This is a genomic window from Luteolibacter sp. Y139, from assembly GCF_038066715.1.
GTDB classification, from domain to species: Bacteria; Verrucomicrobiota; Verrucomicrobiia; order Verrucomicrobiales; family Akkermansiaceae; genus Haloferula; species Haloferula soli.
Genome location: NZ_JBBUKT010000009.1, coordinates 44669 through 63430 on the forward strand (window position 1 = coordinate 44669; position 18762 = coordinate 63430).

5 protein-coding genes and 1 tRNA gene are annotated in these 18762 nt (G+C 63.6%); 4 read left to right on the plus strand and 2 right to left on the minus strand.

What is annotated here, in order from left to right:
* Positions 1-32 precede the first annotated feature (32 nt).
* Complete coding sequence (locus tag WKV53_RS20320; RefSeq protein ID WP_341406630.1) at positions 33-12635, plus strand: Ig-like domain-containing protein; 12603 nt, start codon at positions 33-35, stop codon at positions 12633-12635.
* 130 nt (positions 12636-12765) lie between these two features.
* Here WKV53_RS20320 and argJ read toward each other — a convergent pair whose 3' ends face one another.
* On the minus strand, positions 12766-14019 hold the full coding sequence (argJ, locus tag WKV53_RS20325) for a bifunctional glutamate N-acetyltransferase/amino-acid acetyltransferase ArgJ (RefSeq protein WP_341406631.1): 1254 nt from the start codon (positions 14017-14019) through the stop codon (positions 12766-12768).
* Between the two features lie 43 nt (positions 14020-14062).
* Positions 14063-15106, minus strand: a complete 1044-nt coding sequence (argC, locus tag WKV53_RS20330; protein ID WP_341406632.1) for an N-acetyl-gamma-glutamyl-phosphate reductase — start codon at positions 15104-15106, stop codon at positions 14063-14065.
* Between the two features lie 86 nt (positions 15107-15192).
* Here argC and WKV53_RS20335 point away from each other — a divergent pair.
* The 3 genes from WKV53_RS20335 (at position 15193) to WKV53_RS20345 (ending at position 18745) form a co-directional block, all read left to right on the plus strand.
* Positions 15193-15266 (plus strand) — tRNA-Pro (locus WKV53_RS20335).
* Positions 15267-15413: 147 nt separating this feature from the next.
* On the plus strand, positions 15414-16976 hold the full coding sequence (locus WKV53_RS20340) for a PDZ domain-containing protein (RefSeq protein WP_341406633.1): 1563 nt from the start codon (positions 15414-15416) through the stop codon (positions 16974-16976).
* A 56-nt stretch (positions 16977-17032) separates the two neighbouring features.
* On the plus strand, positions 17033-18745 hold the full coding sequence (locus WKV53_RS20345; protein ID WP_341406634.1) for a cation:proton antiporter: 1713 nt from the start codon (positions 17033-17035) through the stop codon (positions 18743-18745).
* The last annotated feature ends 17 nt before the right edge of the window (positions 18746-18762 follow it).

Here is an 18762-nt window from a genome sequence, read left to right on the forward strand (position 1 = left end):
CCTTCTCCCTCTCCCATCCGCCTTTCACTCCCATGGACCTCCGTTCGCGCCTGCTTCCTCTCCTCGCGTGCTTCGTATCGCTGACCGGCGTTGCTTCCGCCGTCGATCCGACGCTCACGACCATCAACATCCTTACGGGAGGAACCGAGGATCAGAATTTCTCGATCCCCTACGCCACGCTTGCCGCAGCGGCAGACGAAGCGGATGTCGACAGCTCCGGCATCCAGTTCCGTCTCAAGTCGATCGTTGCCGGCTCCTTGAAGCAGGGGGGCGCGACCGTGAACGTCAACAGCGCTCTCGGCTCCGGCGAAACATGGACGTGGACGCCCCCCGATGATGTGAACGGCTCCGCGGTCAATGCTTTCACCGTGGTCGCCTATGCCGGCGGCGACGAGTCCGCCACTCCCGTTACGGTCCGCATCGCCTTGGCCGCGGTCAACGACGCGCCGTCGTTCGCCGCGACCAATGTCACCGTCGCCGAGGATTCGGGTGCCTATTCGCAGACCGGATGGGCGACCAACATCAGCCCGGGACCTTCCGACGAAAGCGGGCAAACGACCAACTTCACCATCAGCTCGACCAATCCGGGCCTCTTCTCGGTGGCACCTGCGCTGACCGACACTGGCACGCTGACGTTCACGCCCGCACCGAATGAGAACGGCAGCTCCACGGTGAGCGTCCGCATTCACGACAATGGCGGCACCACCAGTGGCGGGGTGAACCAGTCGGCGATCCAGACCTACACCATCACCGTCACCCCGGTGGAGGACAATCCGACGATCACGGCGACCTTCAATGGCACGTCCGCCTCGCCCTTGCTCGACTCTCCTTCCTCTCCTGGCGGGGAAGAGGGCGTGGCCCAGAGTGTCTTCTCGGCGGTCACGATCGCGGATCCCGACCACGGCAAGCCGAGCAATGACAACCAAGTCGTGATCGTGACCATTCCGGTCAGCGCGGATGCCTATGGCACCTTCACGCTTCCCGGCGCGTCCACCGCGACCGCCAGCGGCAACCGGACCTACACGCTCCCTGCGCAGTCGCCTTCAAGCGCGTCCACCGCACTCCTGGCCGCGACCTTCAAGCCGATCCCGAACGCAAATCCGGTCGGCCTCTACAACTTCAGCATCGGAGTGACGGTTCGCGATAGCACCGCCCGCACCGCCTCCACCCCCGCCAACTCCCTCTACGTCCGCTCGGTCAACGACGCCCCGATCCCGCTCGCGACCCTCTCCGTCGCCTCGATCTCCGACGCCGGCCCGGTTTCGCCCTTCCGCCTCTCGGTGAGCGACTACGACATCAACGAGAAGTTTTCCATCCTGATCACTCCGACGGCACCTCTCCGCGGCACTCTCTCCGCTACCACCGCCACCGGCACCGCGGCACAGGTTGCGGCAGCGGTCCAGGCGATCGTATTCACGCCGACGCAGCAGTCGGCGAATGTCACGGCCGCCTTCGACATCGACGTGACCGACGTCCATCCGGACAACACCACTGGCACCGCGGTGAGGCGCACCTATTCGCTGCCCATCCAGTTCGTGAATGACCCGCCGGAACTCACCGGCGTGACCACCTCTCTGATCCGCACCACTGATGATCCGTCCGCACCCGCGGTCTTTCCGTTCTCGTCGATTTCGGTCATCGATGGCGACCCGCTACAGACCTTGACCGTCACGCTGTCGCTCGGCGACCCGGCGCAGGGCAGCTTCAGCGGCATTACCTTCACGACGCCGAACGTTATCACCGGCACGGTTTCCGAGCTCACCACCAAGCTCCGCCAGGTTCGCTTCGAGCCGGCAGGGGGTCGCGTCCCGGTGAACTCCAGCGAGACCGTCACCATTACCATCACGCTGAACGACGGCACCGTCTCCGTCTCTAACAACCAGACGCAGGTCGAGGTGACCGCGGTGGATGGCGCGCCGCGCCTCACGTGGAGCAGCAGCCCGGTCTTCCCGCTGGCTTCCAGCCCGGCGCTGATTGATCCCTCCACCGGACCCAAGCCATTCGCCCTGCTCGGCATTGCCGACAGCGGCCAGATCGAGGTGACCGTGAAGCTCGATACCGTGGCGAAGGGCGCGCTGAGCAATCTCGGCGGCTTCATTGAAACGCCAGCTGGTTCCCGTAGCTATCGCTTCACCGGCCTCGCTTCCGCGGCACAGACCGCGATCCGCGCGATCAACTACGACATCAATCCGAGCTACATCTTCCCGCCGAACCAATCGGGCCGCACGGATTTCACCATCACAGCGACCGACTCCGCGCTGAACTTCACTTCGCGCACCCTGCCCATCCTGTTGAAGAGCGACGCGCGCAGCTTCCTCGTCACCAACCTTCTTGATGATGAGACGGTGCCCGGCACCCTGCGCCACGCCGTCAACAATGCGGCAAACAACGATGTAATCGTCTTCGCGCTGCCGACCTATCCGGCAACGATCCGCCTGAGCAAGGCGAAGGGTCCGCTGGTCCTCACCAAGCACCTTTCCTTCCGTGGCCCGGGCTCCGACAAGCTGACGATCACCGGCGACTCGAATGCAAACGCCACCACCGACGCGGGTGACGTGCAGCTCTTCCGCATCTTCGCCACCGTGCGGATGCAGGGTCTGCGCCTCGCACGCGGCTTCGGCGATACCGGCGGCGCCGCGTTTGTCGGACGTCTCCAGCCCGGGGCCCTGCCGGGTTCGCTCGTGATCGAGGATTGCGTGATCGCGAACTGCCTCGCCAGCCAGTGGGGTGGCGCGCTCGATGTCTTCGATGGCTCGGTGCAGGTCTCGCGCTGCGCCTTTGAAGGCAACTCGCTCAATGCCTCCGCCGGTCTCGGTGGTGGTGCGATCTCGCTCTACACGAACCAAGCTTGCTCCTTCACCAATACCACGTTCTCCGGTAACTCGCAGTCCGCGCCCACCGGCTTCGGTGGCGGTGCGCTCTATGTGGAGAACGATACGCCGACGCAGTTCGTCCAGACGACCGTCAGCCATTGCACCTTCGCGGGTAACATCGACGCGGCGATCGGCGGCGGCAATGCGGCCTATGGCGCCAGCTCGGTATTCAACAACGTGTCGAACTCGCGGGTGCTGCTCACGAACAACATCTTCGCCGATACCTCGAATCGCAACCTGAAGGTCGCGGGCGGTGCCGACATGGTTTCGAATGGCGGCAACCTTTCGCGCGACAATACCACCACGGAGTTCATCCAAGGGGGCGTGCCCCAGCAGGCGGTGCTGCTGAACCACATCACTGACAAGCGGAACATCGATCCGAAGCTCGCGCCGCTCGCCGCCGTGGAGGGCAATACCCGCGGCTATCGCTTGCTTCCCGACAGCCCGGCCATCGGAACGGGCATCGCCGGTGTCTCTGCCGTCGACCAGCGCGGCGTGATCCGCGATGCGTCCTGCGACATGGGCGCGATCGATGCCAATGCGCTCGGCAAACTGATCATTCACGAAATCTTTCCGGCCACGAACCCGAACAACCAGTTCATCGAGTTCTACATGCCGCGGGACCAGGCGAGTCTCGACATCACCGGCTATGAAGTGTGGATCGATGGAGAGAAGCGCCACACTTTCACCTCACGGGTGGTTGCCCCGGGCAATGGCCTGGTGCTTGCGGAGACCCTGATCACCGCCGCGGGAACGACGCCGGTCATCGTTTCGGATGAAGACCTCGAGCTTTCACAGCGCGGTCGCATCGAGCTGCGCAAGCCGCTCGCTGCGGGCAATGCCGTCGTTGAAGCGGTTTCTTACGTCGCTGCCTTCGCCAATGCCACGACGCCGTCGGTGACCGATGACTACTCGGCCGACTCGATCACGCTCGCACCGCAGTATCAGGGTGCAGCCTTCGCCCCGCACCGCTACGTGCAGGCTCCGCCGAATGGTGGCTTTGACAAGAGCAAGCCGCCCGGTAGCGCCACCTCTCCGGGAGCCGACACCGCGAACACGCCGTTTGGCCAGGCCAATGGCTATCCGATTGCCGCGCTCGATAGCTTCGAGCTCACCGAAGACGTGCCGCAGACGCTTTCCGTCCGTGCGAACGACCTGGATGCCGACGGTTCCGATGAGCTGTTCATCGTGGACTTGAATGCGACCCTGCCCGCGAGTCCGCCGGCGACGAGCAACAGCAGCATCACCACGACTGCCGGTGCTACGGTAGCCATCACACCGATCGCCTCGCCGCTGCGCGGCACCGCGGTGAATTTCGACCCGCGCGTCGCCTTCAACCACCTGTCCGAAGGTGCCCGCTACACCGATACCTTTGCCTACTCGATCGTTGATGTCGGTGGTGGCGCCGTGGGTGGCTATGCCCAATCGGGAGCCTCGGCAACCATCGTGACGGCACCGGCCCACCGCCTCGCGAGTGGTGCCTCAGTGACCATCCGCGATGCGGGATTCGCGGCTTACAACGCAACCCACACGATCACTGCGCTAGATGCGGATCACTTCAGCATCCCGGTGGCATTCGCCGGAGATCCGGCGCCGCTGCTGCGTGGCCGCTGGCAGGACTCCGCGCTCCGCACGCCGAGCGCCCGCTCGCAGGCACTGGTCCAGGTCTCGGTGCTCGGCCGCAATGATGCGCCGACTCCGGTTGCCGATTCCGTCACCACGGATGAAGACACGATCCTCCGCGTCTTCGCCGATCCACGCGCTTCGAACATCGCGCTCGATACCGATGGACTCTATCCCGCACCGCGGATCTTCAATGGCACCGGCATCCTCGCCAACGACACCGACCCCGATGACGATGGCAATCCCTTCACGCAGCTCAAGCTGATCGGTGTGTGCCAGGCCAAGGCGATCGGTGGCTTCAGCGGCACGCCGGGAGTTTCCCCGGTGACCGTCACCGCACCAGGCCACGGCTTGCAGACCGGCACCACGGTTCTCATCTCCGGCTACGGTGGTCATCCCTCCTACAACGGATACCAGGTGGTGACCGTCACCGGTGCGGACACCTTCACGATCCCGATCGCCTTCGTCGATGACGCCGCGACCAAGGGCCTGTGGACCGTTCTCACCAACGAGAACCGCCTGTCCACCACCAGCAAGGACGGTGCCGCGGTCACGCTTGAGATCCGCGCGAACCGCAACCAGACGAACCTGGTCTATAACCCACGTCCGTCCGCCTTCCTCGATGGCCTCGCCAATAACGAAAGCAGCACGGACACCTTCTACTACGCCGTCGAGGACAACCACGGCGCAGTTTCGCTGGCCAAGCTTTCGGTCGTCGTGGCCGGCGTGAACAACACCCCGATCCCGAGCGACAATCCGCCGGGCATCTCGGTGCTTGGCCCGTATCTCACCGGTGGCACCACCGCACCGCAGCTGCTTGATAACTCCACGATCCTCCACCTGTTGCCGGCCGCCGGCTCGCAGGGCCGCGTGAATGTCTCGATCCGCCCGCCCGGCGGAGCCTTCGGCGACATCGTGGTGATCAATGGCCTCGACCAGACCGACGAGGACACCGCACTTGATCTCTCCAGCGCCGACATCCTTTCTAATGACTCCGATGTCGACCGCACCGACGTGCTGAGACTGGAAATCCGCACCGGCCAGAATCTCAGCCGTGAAGGTGCCGCGATCCGCCTCAGCCCCGATGGCGCGACGCTGACCTACGATCCGACCTTGTCGACCACCTTGCAGAAGCTGGCGTTCAAGGAACGTGTGATCGATACCTTCGAAGTCACCGTGTTCGATGGCATCGCCCGCGTGAACACGATGATCGCGGTGATGGTGGAAGGCCGCAACGATTCGCCGAACGCCAACAACGTGGCGCTCACCATCGACGAAAAGACGCTGTTGAATGTGCCGACGCCGGGCTTGCTGCTCAGCGGTGCGGACATCGACCAGAACACGCTGCTTCCCGATAACCGCAAGTTCCTCAAGCCAACCGACGCGTTCCCGACCAATGTCTTCGCGGGCAAGGTCAACGTGCTGCTCAATCGCCGCAATGGTTCCATCGATAGCTTCGCCGCGGTGGCTGGCACTCCGGGCGCGACCGCGGTCGTTTCCACCGGCCACGGCCTCGTGTCCGGCGAAGAAGTGGTGCTGCTCGGCAGCGGCTCGCTCACCGGCCAGTTCGTGGTGACGAAGATCGACGACAATACCTTTAGCATTCCCGTCGCCTACAATGCTGCCTTTGCCTCGCTCGGTGGCGGTTCCTGGACCGTGCTCGCCAGCATCTTCCAGTATGACCCGCGCGACTCGGTCTTCTCCGATCTTCCCGGAGGTCCGACCTTCACCCTCCAAGGCCTCGCGGTGGGTGAGACTTTCGTCGACACCTACAATTACACTCTCCAGGACGGCAGCTTCCTGTTCGCGAACGACGACATCTACCGAATCGAGGCGGATCGCTCGAACATCGAACTCAAGGTGCTGTCGAACGACGTGAGCCTCGACGGCCTGGCCACCGGCCGCCGCATTGTGGAAGTGGGTCCGCTCAGCGCCGGCGGCACGGTTGTGCTCAATGGCGACCAGTCGCTGATCTACACGCCGCAGACCGGCTTCGTGGGCGATGAAGTCTTCAGCTACACCATCGAGGACAACCTCGGAAACCGCGACAGTGCGATGGTGACCGCCCGCGTGACGATCGATCGCCTGAATGGTAACCTCCGGGCCAATGAAGACCACTTCACCGTGGCTGCCGGACAGGCACCGCTCGTCGATGTGCTGGCGAACGACAGCATGATCCCCGCGACCGGCGATCCGCTGACGTTGGAATCGATTTCCTCCGCGCCGGATCAAGGCGGCCAAGCCACGATCGAGAACGGCAAGGTCCGCTACACGCCGAACCCGTTGATCACCGCCTTCCCCTACACGGAAACCTTCGAATACACCATGAACGGTGGCGGCACGACCTCCGCGACCGCAACGGTGTCGATGCTGGTGGTCAATCGTGCGAACACGCTGAACGTCCGCGCGGATGCCTTCAGCGTGCCGGCCGGCAGCGTCTCGAACACGCTCAACGTGCTGGAGAACGACAACATCCTGCCTGGTAACGGCGAGGATCTCGACATCATCTCGGTCACTCCCGCCGCGCACGGCACGGTGGTCGTGACGAACGGCGTCGCGCTTTCCTACACGCCGACGACAGGCTTCCTCGGCACCGATACCTTCTCCTACTCGGTCGCGGATGGCCTCGGTGGCACCGGCACCGCACAGGTGACGGTGAAGGTCGGCTTCCTCACGATCAACAGCGACATCTTCAGCGTCGCCTACGACAATCCGGCCAAGACGACCGACGACGGCACCACCGTTCTCGATGTGCTGGCAAACGACAGCGTGCTCCAAGGCGGCAATGGCCAACTCACCATCACGAACATCACTCCCGCCAGTGCCGCGATCGGTACGATCAACGTGACGCCGGGCGGTGCCACCCTGACCTTCGATCCCGCCGCAGGGGCAGTCGGCCAGCAGAACTTCACCTACACCGTGAGCGACATCGGTGGCCGCACCTCCACCGGCACCGTGACCGTGGTGGTCGTCGCCGGTGGTATCCGCGCCAGCAGCGACTACTTCACCGTGCAGGCTGACAGCCAGGCGACCGAACTGACGGTGTTGTCGAACGACCTCCGCATTTCCGACCTGCCGGGTTCGCTCTCGGTGGCGTCCATCGGCACCGGCCTCGATGCGCCGGACCATGGCGGCACCGTGGAAATCAGCTCCGACTTCAAGAAGCTGGTTTACACGCCGGCCACCGGATTCCGCGGCGTGGAGTCCTTCACCTACACCGTGACCGATGGTGACTCGTCTGACACCGCGCGTGTGTCCGTCCGCTCGACAGATGGCGAGATGATCGCCGGTGACGATGCCTTCCTCGTCTTCCGTGGCAGCACGGAGAACCGCCTGCCAGTGCTCGCGAATGACCGCGTGATTCCGGATGGCGGCCAGCAGCTCTTCATCACCGCCGTGGGCGATGATCCATCGAATGCCTCGAACCCGGCCCACCGCGGCACGCTCGAGATCATCGAGGACGGCGCGGCCCTGCGCTACACACCGAGCGATCTGAACCCGGCGGGCAACTTCATCGAGACCTTCACCTATGAAATCTCGGCCGGCGGCACGGATCGCCGCGATGCGACGATCACCATCCAGGTGCTGAACCGCGCCGGTGCCGTGGATCTCGAAACGAATCACGACCGCTTCTCCGTCCGCAGCGACTCCACCGGCACCTTGCTGCCAGTGCTGGCCAACGACAGCGTGCTGCCCGCCAGCGCGAGCGAGTGGATCATCACCGAAGTCACCACTCCCACGAATGGTGCGGTGCAAATCTCCGGTAGCAATCTGCTCTACGCACCACAGCCGGGCTTCGTGGGCACCGAGGTCTTCACCTACAAGGTCTCCGATGGCTTCGGCGGCACCGGTCAAGCGGATGTCACGGTCAAGGTCGGCGACATCAGCGTGAGCGATGACCACTTCACCTTGATCGCCGGTGCCGGTGTGGTGCCGCTGGATGTCACCGCGAATGACGGCATCCTCCGCACTTCCTATCCCGCGACCCCGCTTCCTTCGCAGGCTGACTTCACGCTCACCACCGCACGTCCAGTCACGCTGGATCCGGTTAGCGCGGGAACGGCAGTCGTCGCCGCGGGCAAGGTCAACTACACGCCGGCCGCCTCCTTCAATGGTCGCGCCGTCCTGACCTACTGGGTCCAGGATGACAGCGGCAATGAGTATCCAGGCATCGCCCACATCGACCAGCGTGCCGCGGGTGAAGACCGCGATACGGCGACCGTCTCCATCACCGTCACCGGCGTGAACGATCCGCCGAAGATGGTGAATGCCGAAACCAATGGCGTGACGGACAAGAGCAACCTGCATCCGTTCCCGAACGTCACGGTGATCGAGTACGACAGCCAGCGCCTGGAGCCGGTGACCATCCGCGTTTCCTTCGCGGCTGAGCGCGGCATCCTTTCCGGTGGTGGTTTCTCCCTGGTTTCGCCGGGCCTGCTTCAGTTCACCGGCACCGCGGCTCAAGCGACGATCGCGATGCGCGCCCTAGTCTTCACGCCGACGACCGACCGCATCGTGGTGGGTACCACGGAGGGCACCCGCTTCACCGTCAGCATGAATGACGGCCACGTCGTCACGCCGGTGATCGAGGACTCGACCGTCACCACGGTCACGCCGATCAATGACGCTCCCTCGCTGCTGAATGCGGTGCCGAGCGCCACGAATGACAAGACTCCGATCAAGCCCTTCCCGAACTCGACCTTCGTCGAGATCGATGACCTCACGCTTCAGCAGCTGGAAGTCATCATCAGCTATCCGGGCGACCGCGGCACGCTGGCCGGAGCCTTCACTCCGGTCTCGACCGGTGTGATCAAGTTCATCGGCACCGCAGCCCAGGCCACGACGGCGATCCGCGGCCTGATCTACACGCCGGTGGAGAACCGCATCACGGTAGGCACCACCGAGAACACGAAATTCACGGTCAGCATCAACGACCACTTCACCACGGTGCCAGTCATCGTGGATACCGCCGTCATGACGGTGACTCCGGTCAACGATGCGCCGGTCCTGGCTGGCACTGCTCCCGGAGCGACCAATGACAAGACGCCAGTGAAGCCCTTCCCGAACGTGACGCTCACGGAAGTGGATGACCTGACGATCCAGCCGCTGACCGTGACCGTGACCTTTGAAGGTGACCACGGCACCCTCGCTGGTGCTGGCTTTGCACAGTCCGGACCGAACGCGGTCGTCTTCCATGGCACTGGCGCCGATGCCACCACGGCACTGCGCGGCCTGACTTACACGCCAATCATCAACCGCATCTTCATCGGCACCACGGAGGACACGCATTTCGTCGTGGATATCGATGATGGCTTCACGCCGTCGCTGGTCACCGACAACAAGACGGTGATCAAGGTGACTCCGGTCAACGATGCGCCGCAATTGCTCGGTGCCATCCCGGGAGCCACCAATGACAAGACGGCGATCAATCCCTTCGCCTCCTCGACGGTGATCGAAGTGGATAACCTCGGCGGCCAGCTGGTGCGCGTGCGCGTCAGCTTCCCTGCCGACCGCGGCATCATGTCCGGCCCTGGCTTCACGCTGATCTCACCGGGCGTGCTCGAGTTCTACGGCACCGCGGCGAATGCCACCATCGCCATCCGCGGGCTGGTCTTCACGCCGTTCCTGGATCGCATCATCGTCGGCACCACGGAGCAGACCCGCTTCACCGTCACGCTGGATGATGGCGTGGTGGTGCCACCGGTCCTCGTCGATACCGCGGTCGTCACGGTGACGCCGGTCAATGATGTGCCGATCATCACGGGCACAGTCGCTGGTCAGAAGCTCTACATGCGTGCCTCGCTGCGTCCGTTTGTCGGCGTGAATATCACCGATATCGATGACCTCGGCCTCCAGCCGCAGACCGTGACCATTCAGATCGACAATGCGGTCAAGGGAGCGCTCTCGAATCTCGGTGGCTTCGCCCTGCTGTCGGAAGGCAGCGGCACCTATCGCATGACCGGCACGCCTCTGGCAGTCTCCACGGCAATCCGCGCTCTGGTCTTCACGCCGACGCCGGGAACTCGCGTCACACCGAACACTCCGGAAACCGCTCGCTTCACCATTACGATTCAGGACGGCTTCGCCCCAGCGGTGGTCGACAATACTACCACCGTCGACATCCTCCACGCGGAGGTCGATCAGCTGCTAGCCCTCAATGCCACGACCGGAGCCGATGTCAGCCAGGCGGCTGCCGGCTTCGGTAGCAGCTCCGCAATCAGCAAGGATACTCTGGTCGTCGGTGCTCCGCTGCGCGATACGCCGGCGGTCGATGCCGGTCGCGTCAATGTCTACGAACGCAGCGCGGGCTTCGGCGCACCGTGGGGTGAAGTGACGGAATTCAGCGCCAGCGACACGATCGCGGGCGACAACTTCGGCCAGGCGGTGACCATCGACGGCGACTACATGGTGGTCGGCGCTCCCGGTGCCGATCAGTCCGGTGCTCCCAATTCGGGCGCGGCTTATGTCTTCCAGCGCAATCCGGTGAACCGCAATGCCTGGCTCCAGGTGGCGAAGCTCACGCCGCCGATCATCAACGGCTCCGGCGGTGACGGCTTCGGTAGCGCGGTCGCACTGCAAGGGGATACGCTGCTAGTAGGTGCTCCGACTTCGAACATCACCGGTGCTGCGCGTTCTGGTCGCGTGTTTGTCTTCAAGCGTGGTGGCACGCCCGGCTCCTGGAGTTCCACGCAGACCCTCGTCGCCACTGATAACCGCGCCAGCGGCCTGCCGAATGACTCCGAACTTTACGGTGGTGCCATCGCCATCGATGGAAACGTTGTCATCATCGGTTCGCCCGGTGCGAACTTCTCCGGCAACAGCACCCAGTGGAACTTCGGTGCCGCCTACATCTGCACCCGCCCATCGGCGGCCGGGACCTTCACCGAGCTGAAGCGCCTCGATCAGTTCGATGGCACGGAAGCGAAGGCTTACAGTGGCTTCGGTTACTCGGTCGACGTCTCGGGAGACCGGATCGCGGTTGGCATCTATTCCCCGACTCCGCCCTTCGGCGGTCTCAAGCCCGGCCACGTCCGCATCTATGAGCGCGACTCCGGCGGTGCGAACCAGTGGGGTCTCGTCCGCGATGCCTTCCCGGCGGACGGCGTAACCTCCCGTCACTTCGGTGCGTCCGTCGCCCTTGCCGGAAACCTGCTGTTGGTGGGTGCTCCTGCAGGTAATGAGAGCGCTACGGAAACCCGTGGCTCGGTGGAGATCTTCCGCCGCAGTGCGAATACCGCCGATTGGCTTGCCATCGACCGCATCACCCAGGGTGCGACGAACTCCACGGACCGCTACGGCAGCTCAGTGGCGCTCGATGGTTTCACCGGCGTGGCCGGTGCCAGCGGCGACAGCGTGAATCTGACCAATGCGGCCGGTGCCGGAGACGCTCGCGTGCTGCAGCTTCAGTATGACTTGGGTCCGCGCCTCGCGGTGCCGGTGCCGGATCAGCTTGCGGTGGAGGGCACGCCCTTCAACTTCACGGTGAACGCGGCCACCTTCGGTGATCCGATCTATCCGGGCCAGCTCACGATTGCGGTCCAGATGACGGATGGCAGCCCGCTGCCGGTCGGCGGCTGGCTCTCGTTCAATGCCGCCACGGGTGTCTTCACCGGCACGCCGTCGGCTGCGGAAGGCCGCGACTACAGCTTGCAGCTCGTCGCGACGAATCCGCTGGGTTCGCAGGTCCTGTCGAACGTGTTCCGGGTCTATCAGAACCGCAGCACGAGCACCCTGGCCGCCGCCTACGCCGGCTGGGCTTCGGGCAAGTTCTCGCCGTCCACCTTGTCCAACCCCGCCCTCGAGGCGACGGTCTGGGGCCAGAACGCTGACCCGGATCATGACGGCCGTCCGAACGTGCTGGAGATGCTCTACGGCCTGAGCGCCACCCAGCAGGATACCGCGCAGATCGTCATCACTCGGATCAATTCGACCAAGACCACCTTGAGCTATCCACAGAGCGAGCTGTTCCCGCCGGGCGAAGTGGCGATCGAGTGGTCGACCAATGGCTCGACCTGGACTCGCAGCGGCGTGGTGATCACTCCCGGCGTGCCGGTGAATGGCATCATCCGGGTCACCGCGTCGATCACCTCGCCGACACCACAGCAACGGGTCCTCGCCCGGATTGTGACCGGAAATTGAAGTCTGCCTTTGGGGGCTGCGGTGTTCTGCCGCAGCCTCAAGCAGCGATGGCGCGAAACCCAGCCAACGGCTGGGTTTCTTGCATTCCGTCTCGGAGGCCTGAAGAGCTTACCCGGCCGCGAGTCGGGAACTACACCAACCCATCCTTCCGCGCCTGCTTCCAGTACGCGTATTCGGAGCGGTTGAAATCGATGTATTCAGGCGAGAGGTCACTACTATACATGCAGTAGTCGGCGTCTCCTTGATTCAGGTGGATCTCGATCGTGAACTCCGGCTTCGCCGCGATCTCCCGCAGCTCGTCCATCGGCGTGGTCGCTTGCAGGCCGCCGAGGCAGGCGGGCTTGCCATCGTAGAAAATGTCCACGAGTTCCTCGCGGATGCGCGCGCGTGAGTAGCCCACGGCATGCAGCACGCGGCCCCAGTTCGGGTCGCCACCGTTCCATGACGACTTCACCAGCGCCGACTTGCAGACCGCTTCGGCCACGAGCTTGGCATCCAGATAGGTGCGGGCTCCCTTCACCTCCACGGTGACGAACTTGGTCACGCGTTCGCCGTCGCGGACGACGGCCTGTGCGAGCTCCAGCATTACATGGCGCAGCGCCTGGCGGAACTGCTTGCAGAGCGAACTGCCGCGGCGGATCGGCGGCATGCCAGAGCGGCCGTTGGCGAGCACCAGCACGGTATCGTTCGTGCTCATGTCGCCGTCGATGGTGATGCGGTTGAAGCTTTCATCCACGCACTCCAGCACGCCCTTGCGCAGTGTGTCGCGCGGGACATTCGCATCGGTGGTGATGAAGCACAGCATGGTCGCCATGCTCGGGGAAATCATGCCGGCACCTTTGACGCAGCCGCCGATGCGGACGCGGTGGCCGCCGAGGTCGAAGGAAATCGCGATCTCCTTGTGGTGGGTATCGCTGGTGATGATGGCGCGGGCCACTTCGGTGCCGCGACCGCTGCCGAGGCCCTCGACGAGTTCATCGAAACGCTTTTCGACACGCGCCATCGGCATCGGCAAGCCGATCACACCCGTGGAACACACGCCGATCTCACTGCGGTTCAGGCCGAGCGGGATCGCCACGCCCTTGCACATGGCCTTGGCGTCGTTGATCCCCTGCACGCCGGTGCAGGCGTTGGCATTGCCGCTATTGGCGATGATCGCGCGGAGGTCGCCCTTGCGCAGGTGTGCCTGCGAAAGCTTCACCGGCGCGGCCTTGACGCGGTTGATCGTGAAGGTCCCCGCAGAGGTGCACGGGCTCTCCGAATAGATCAGCGCGAGGTCGAGTCGCTCGGCGGCAGGGTTCTTGATGCCACAGGAAATGGCAGAGCACTGGTAACCGCGCGGCGCGCCGACGCCGCCTTTGATCCGGGTGACGGGAAAGTCCATGGGTGGGTTTGCAAGGGTGTGGGGCGGAGACGCTGAACAAATCTCACGCCGTTTGCAACCCGGCTGTCTCGGGTAGGCCGAAGATGAGGTTGAATGACTGCACCGCCTGCGATCCCGCACCCTTACCAAGGTTGTCCTCGGCACTGGTCAAAATCACACGCCCGGTCCGCGCGTCGTAGGACCAGCCGATGTCGATGAAGTTGGTACGGGTCACGTTCTTGGTGTCGGCACAGCCGCCCTTACCTAGCAGACGCACGAAAGCGGCATCCCGATACATTTTTTCCAGAGTCTCCCCGATTGCGGAGGGATCGATGCCTTCCTTCAGCTTCGCCGTGGTGGTCGTGGCGATGCCGGAGTTCACCGGGATCAGGTGCGGGATGAAAGTGATCACCACGCTCTCGCCGGCCGCGATCGAGAGCTCCTGCTCGATCTCGGACAGGTGGCGGTGCTTCGGGATGCCATAGGCGCGCACGCTCTCATTGCACTCGCAGAAGAGCAGCGTGACATCGGCCTTCTTGCCCGCGCCGCTCACGCCGCTCATCGAGTTCGCCACGATGGTGGCGGGATCGATCAGCCCGGCCTCTAGCAGCGGGACTAGCGGTAGAATGATGCTGGTCGGGTAGCAGCCAGGTGAGGCGATCAGCCGCGCATCCCGGATCGCGTCCCCGTGGATTTCCGGCAGGCCATAGACCGCCTCATCCAGCAGCGCTGGTGCGGGATGTGGGTGGCCGTAGAATTCCTCGTACACGGCGACATCGCTCAGCCGGAAGTCGGCACTGAGGTCGATGACCTTCAGCCCGCGCTCCAGCAGGGCGGTAGCGATCTCGGCCGCCACCCCGTGGGGCAGAGCAAGAAAAGCCGCCTGCGCGCCGGTCGCGGCGATGGCGTCCGGGTCCGGCTCCATGAACGGAAGCTCGGCTCCCGGCAGCTTGCGGTAGCGCGGGAAAACGGAAGACAGCGGCTTGCCTGCCTCCTGGCGGGAGGTCGCCGCCACCAATTCGACCTGCGGATGCACGAGCAACAGGCGCAGGAGTTCCTGCCCCGTGTAGCCACTGGCTCCGACAATCGCAGTTTTGATCCGTTCCATCGCGCGCGGGAAAATGCATGATTTTCAACGCTTGCCAACCGGGATTTGCCCTGATTGGCTGCCCGCCCCGTCGCCGACGAGGTAAACGGGCTGTAGCGCAGTCTGGTAGCGCACTTGCCTGGGGGGCAAGGGGTCGTGGGTTCGAATCCCGCCAGCCCGATTCCAAAGGCCCGCATCCAAGATTTTGGATGCGGGCCTTTGGATTTTTTGACCGGTGCTTCTTCGCCGGTTCGTCGGTCCTGATTCTCCCGAATCCATGCCGGACCTTTCCCTAGCGACGCCGGAGCCTGTATGATAACTCCGCAAGATGATTGGGATCACTCGCCTGAATCTTTCCGCTGTGGTGCTGGCTTCTTCACTTTGGAGCCTCATCCCGGCGGTCCGGGCTGAAAAACCGTCGGCTGTGGAAGCAGCCGGGCAAAAGGAATCCTTCAAGGAGGTTCTTTTCCAAGCCGAGTATGACCGGCGCGTGGCTCGCCTCGATCAGAGCAGGCTCGACCCGGCGAAGGTCGCGGCTTCAAAGCTTCCGGACTTCGGGGTGATTGTGAACGACGTGACAGCGGGAAGCCAAGCGGACAAGGCGGGTCTGAAAGCGGGCTGGATCATCGACAAGTACAACGGCGAGGATCAATGGAATCATCGCCAGCGTTTTCCAACACCGCCGGGTGCCAAGCCACGCCGCGAAGTGGAGGCGGTTTCTCCTGACGGCGAGCGAAAGACGTTTCAATTCGAGGCCGGGCTGTTGGGCTTCAATTCGAGCAATGCCCATCGCCCGGAACAGTATCTATTGCGGCAGGCCCCTAGAGGGGCGTGGGATCGCGACATGCTTGTGGCGGTGCAGGCATGGCATTCCGGCGATCGTGAATTGCTGGAGACCGCGCTCGCCCAGGCGGTGAAGAAGGGAATGCCAGCGAATTCATTTTCCCGCTACTATGGTGCGATCCTCTCCCTCGACCGTGGGGATCAGGCGGGAGCCAAGAGTTTGTTGGATCAGGTGCTTGCCGAGGTGGCCAAGGACGGAGAGATCCCGCGCTTCTACCGATCCGGTATCAGGACGCTTGCGCTCGGCATGGGCGACTACGCGCTGCTTCGGAAGGGCATCGCGGAGCTGGATGGCTTTCGCGAGGAACTGCAGGCGGAGATGATCGGGCCTTGGGAGGAATGGGCCAAGTCGGCACCCAAGGAGTCACTGGTTTCACGCATCAAGACGAAGGAGAAGGCAGACCTTCTGCCAAGCATCGTCACCGTAAAGGATGGTTGGGAGCGCTTCTATCGCATTGATGACCCTGCGGGATTCAAGGATGGCACCCACTTCGCGCAAAAGCCACTGCCGGACTACGACGACTATTGCTTTGCCCCGGAGAAGCCGGTGAAGGACGTGGTCTGGGAAATCCGCGGTGGCTATGGTGATATCCAGGCACCGGGGACCTTCAATGAGATCGCGTTCTATCTGGTCGATTTGAAGAAGAGAAAGGCGGCGGCGGAAGACGGGCGGTATTCGATTCCGCTATGGACGGTCGCAGGCCTGCGCCTGAGGAATGATGTGAAGGACGGCCGCACCCTCTACCTCAGTGCGGGCATCAATCCGATCGAGATTCCCACCCAGAGATCGCTGCCGCTTCTCAATGAAGTGCAGACGGGCGAGTTGGTGAAACAGATCAAGGAAGGGAAGGCCGCGCCGATCGCCGATCGGAAGCGGGGGTTCGTCATCCAATTGATCCGCTTGGGGAAAGAAGCGGAAGTGGTGGTGAACGGAGTGCCCTACCTGCGCCTGCCAGTGGATCCTTCCGTTGGAGAGCTGGGCTGCGTCGTGCACAGTGCAGGCATGGCGGTGGCGATCGACGGAATGAAGTTTGAAGAGCTGAAATAAAGAGAGACCTACTCCTGCATCGACGCCTCCGCTCCGGTCGCTAGGGTCACGGCCCAGTGGACCACGGAATCGTCACTGACATCGCGACGTGCATTATCGCCGCCTGGGTGGTGGGGGTGGTGTGTCGGGTGGTCCGGCAGCCGTTGCTGATCGCGTATTTGGTCGCGGGGTTTGTGATCGGGCCGCATGGGCTGCGATTCATCACGGACCGGGAGTCGGTGCAGACGATCTCGGAGATCGGGCTGGCGCTGCTGCTGTTCATGATCGGGCTGGAGATGGACCTGAAGAAGATGCTCGGGTCCGGGAAGGCGATCACGGTCACGGCGCTGGTGCAGATCTTCGGCGGCGTGGGCTTGGGATGGCTGCTTTTCAGCTGGTTGGGCCCCGGGGCGAGCAAGCTGGAAGCGCTCTACCTGGCGGTGGCGGCGGCGATGAGCAGCACGGTCATCATCGTGAAGCTGCTGCACGACAAGCGCGAGCTGGAGACCCTCGCCGGGCGTATCACGGTCGGCATCCTGGTGCTGCAGGACGTGTTCGTGATCCTGTTTCTCGCGGTCCAGCCGAACCTGAAGGATCCCGCGTTCACGCCGTTGGCCGTCGCATTCGGCAAGGTGGCGCTGCTGGTGGGCGTGGCCTACACGGTCAGCCGCTTCGTGCTGCCGCCGGTGTTCAAGCTGGTGGCCCGGCAGCCGGAGTTGGTGCTGGTGGGTGCATTGGCGTGGTGCTTTGCGATGGCCGGCTTCGCGAGCTACCTCGGCTTGTCGCGGGAGATGGGTGCGCTGCTTGCCGGGGTCTTGCTGTCCACCTTCCCTTACACGCTTGATGTGGTGGCGAAGGTCACCAGCATCCGTGATTTCTTCGTCACGCTGTTCTTCGTCGCGCTCGGGATGATCATTCCGATGCCGACATGGGACTACCTGTTGTGGATGCTGGTCTTCAGCGCGGTGCTCATCATTACCCGAGTGGTGAGCGTGATTCCAGTGCTGCTGAAACTGGGCCTGGGGCATCGCATGAGCCTGGTGCCGGCCATCAATCTCAGCCAGCTCAGCGAGCTGGCGCTGGTGCTGCTCGCGATCGGCAAAGGGAGCGGCGATGTCTCCGAGCGGACCATCAGCATCACCGCCTTCGCCTTCGCCTTCCTCGCGGTGGGCTCGACCTATGGGATCTTGAGAAACGATGGCATCGTGCGGCGCGTCTCTCCATGGCTCGCGAAACTCGGGGTGCCGGACTTGCCGGAAGGCAGCGCTGAAGCGGGCCACGACCATTCGGGAGGCACCATTTTCGTGCTCGGGTTCCTGTGGACCGCGAGTTCCATGGTGGAGGAGATCGAGCGCGAGCGGCCGACGCTGCTGCCGCGGCTGCGGGTGATCGATTTCAATCCCGAGACGGTGGCGAAACTGCGCGCGCGCGGGATCACGGTGATCTATGGCGATGTCAGCCAGCGCGATGTCCTGGAGCACGCCGGCATCGGCGATGCGGAGGTGATCGTCTGTTCGCTCTCCGACAGCGTGCTGCGTGGCTCGACCAATCTCCGACTGCTGCGGCAGGTGCGCTCGTTGAATGAACGCGCCGAGATCATCGTGCATGCCGAGCGGCTCGACGACGCGTCCACGCTTTACGCTGCCGGAGCCAGCTATGTGGTCTCTCCGCGGCTGCTGGAGGCGCGCGAACTGCTCGAGGTCTTGGATGCGGTGGACAACCACCTCATCGCCGAGAAGACATGCGAACAGCTTGCACGCCTGGAGAATCGGAGTGAAGTGATCCCCTGACCCTTCCTTCACTCCCC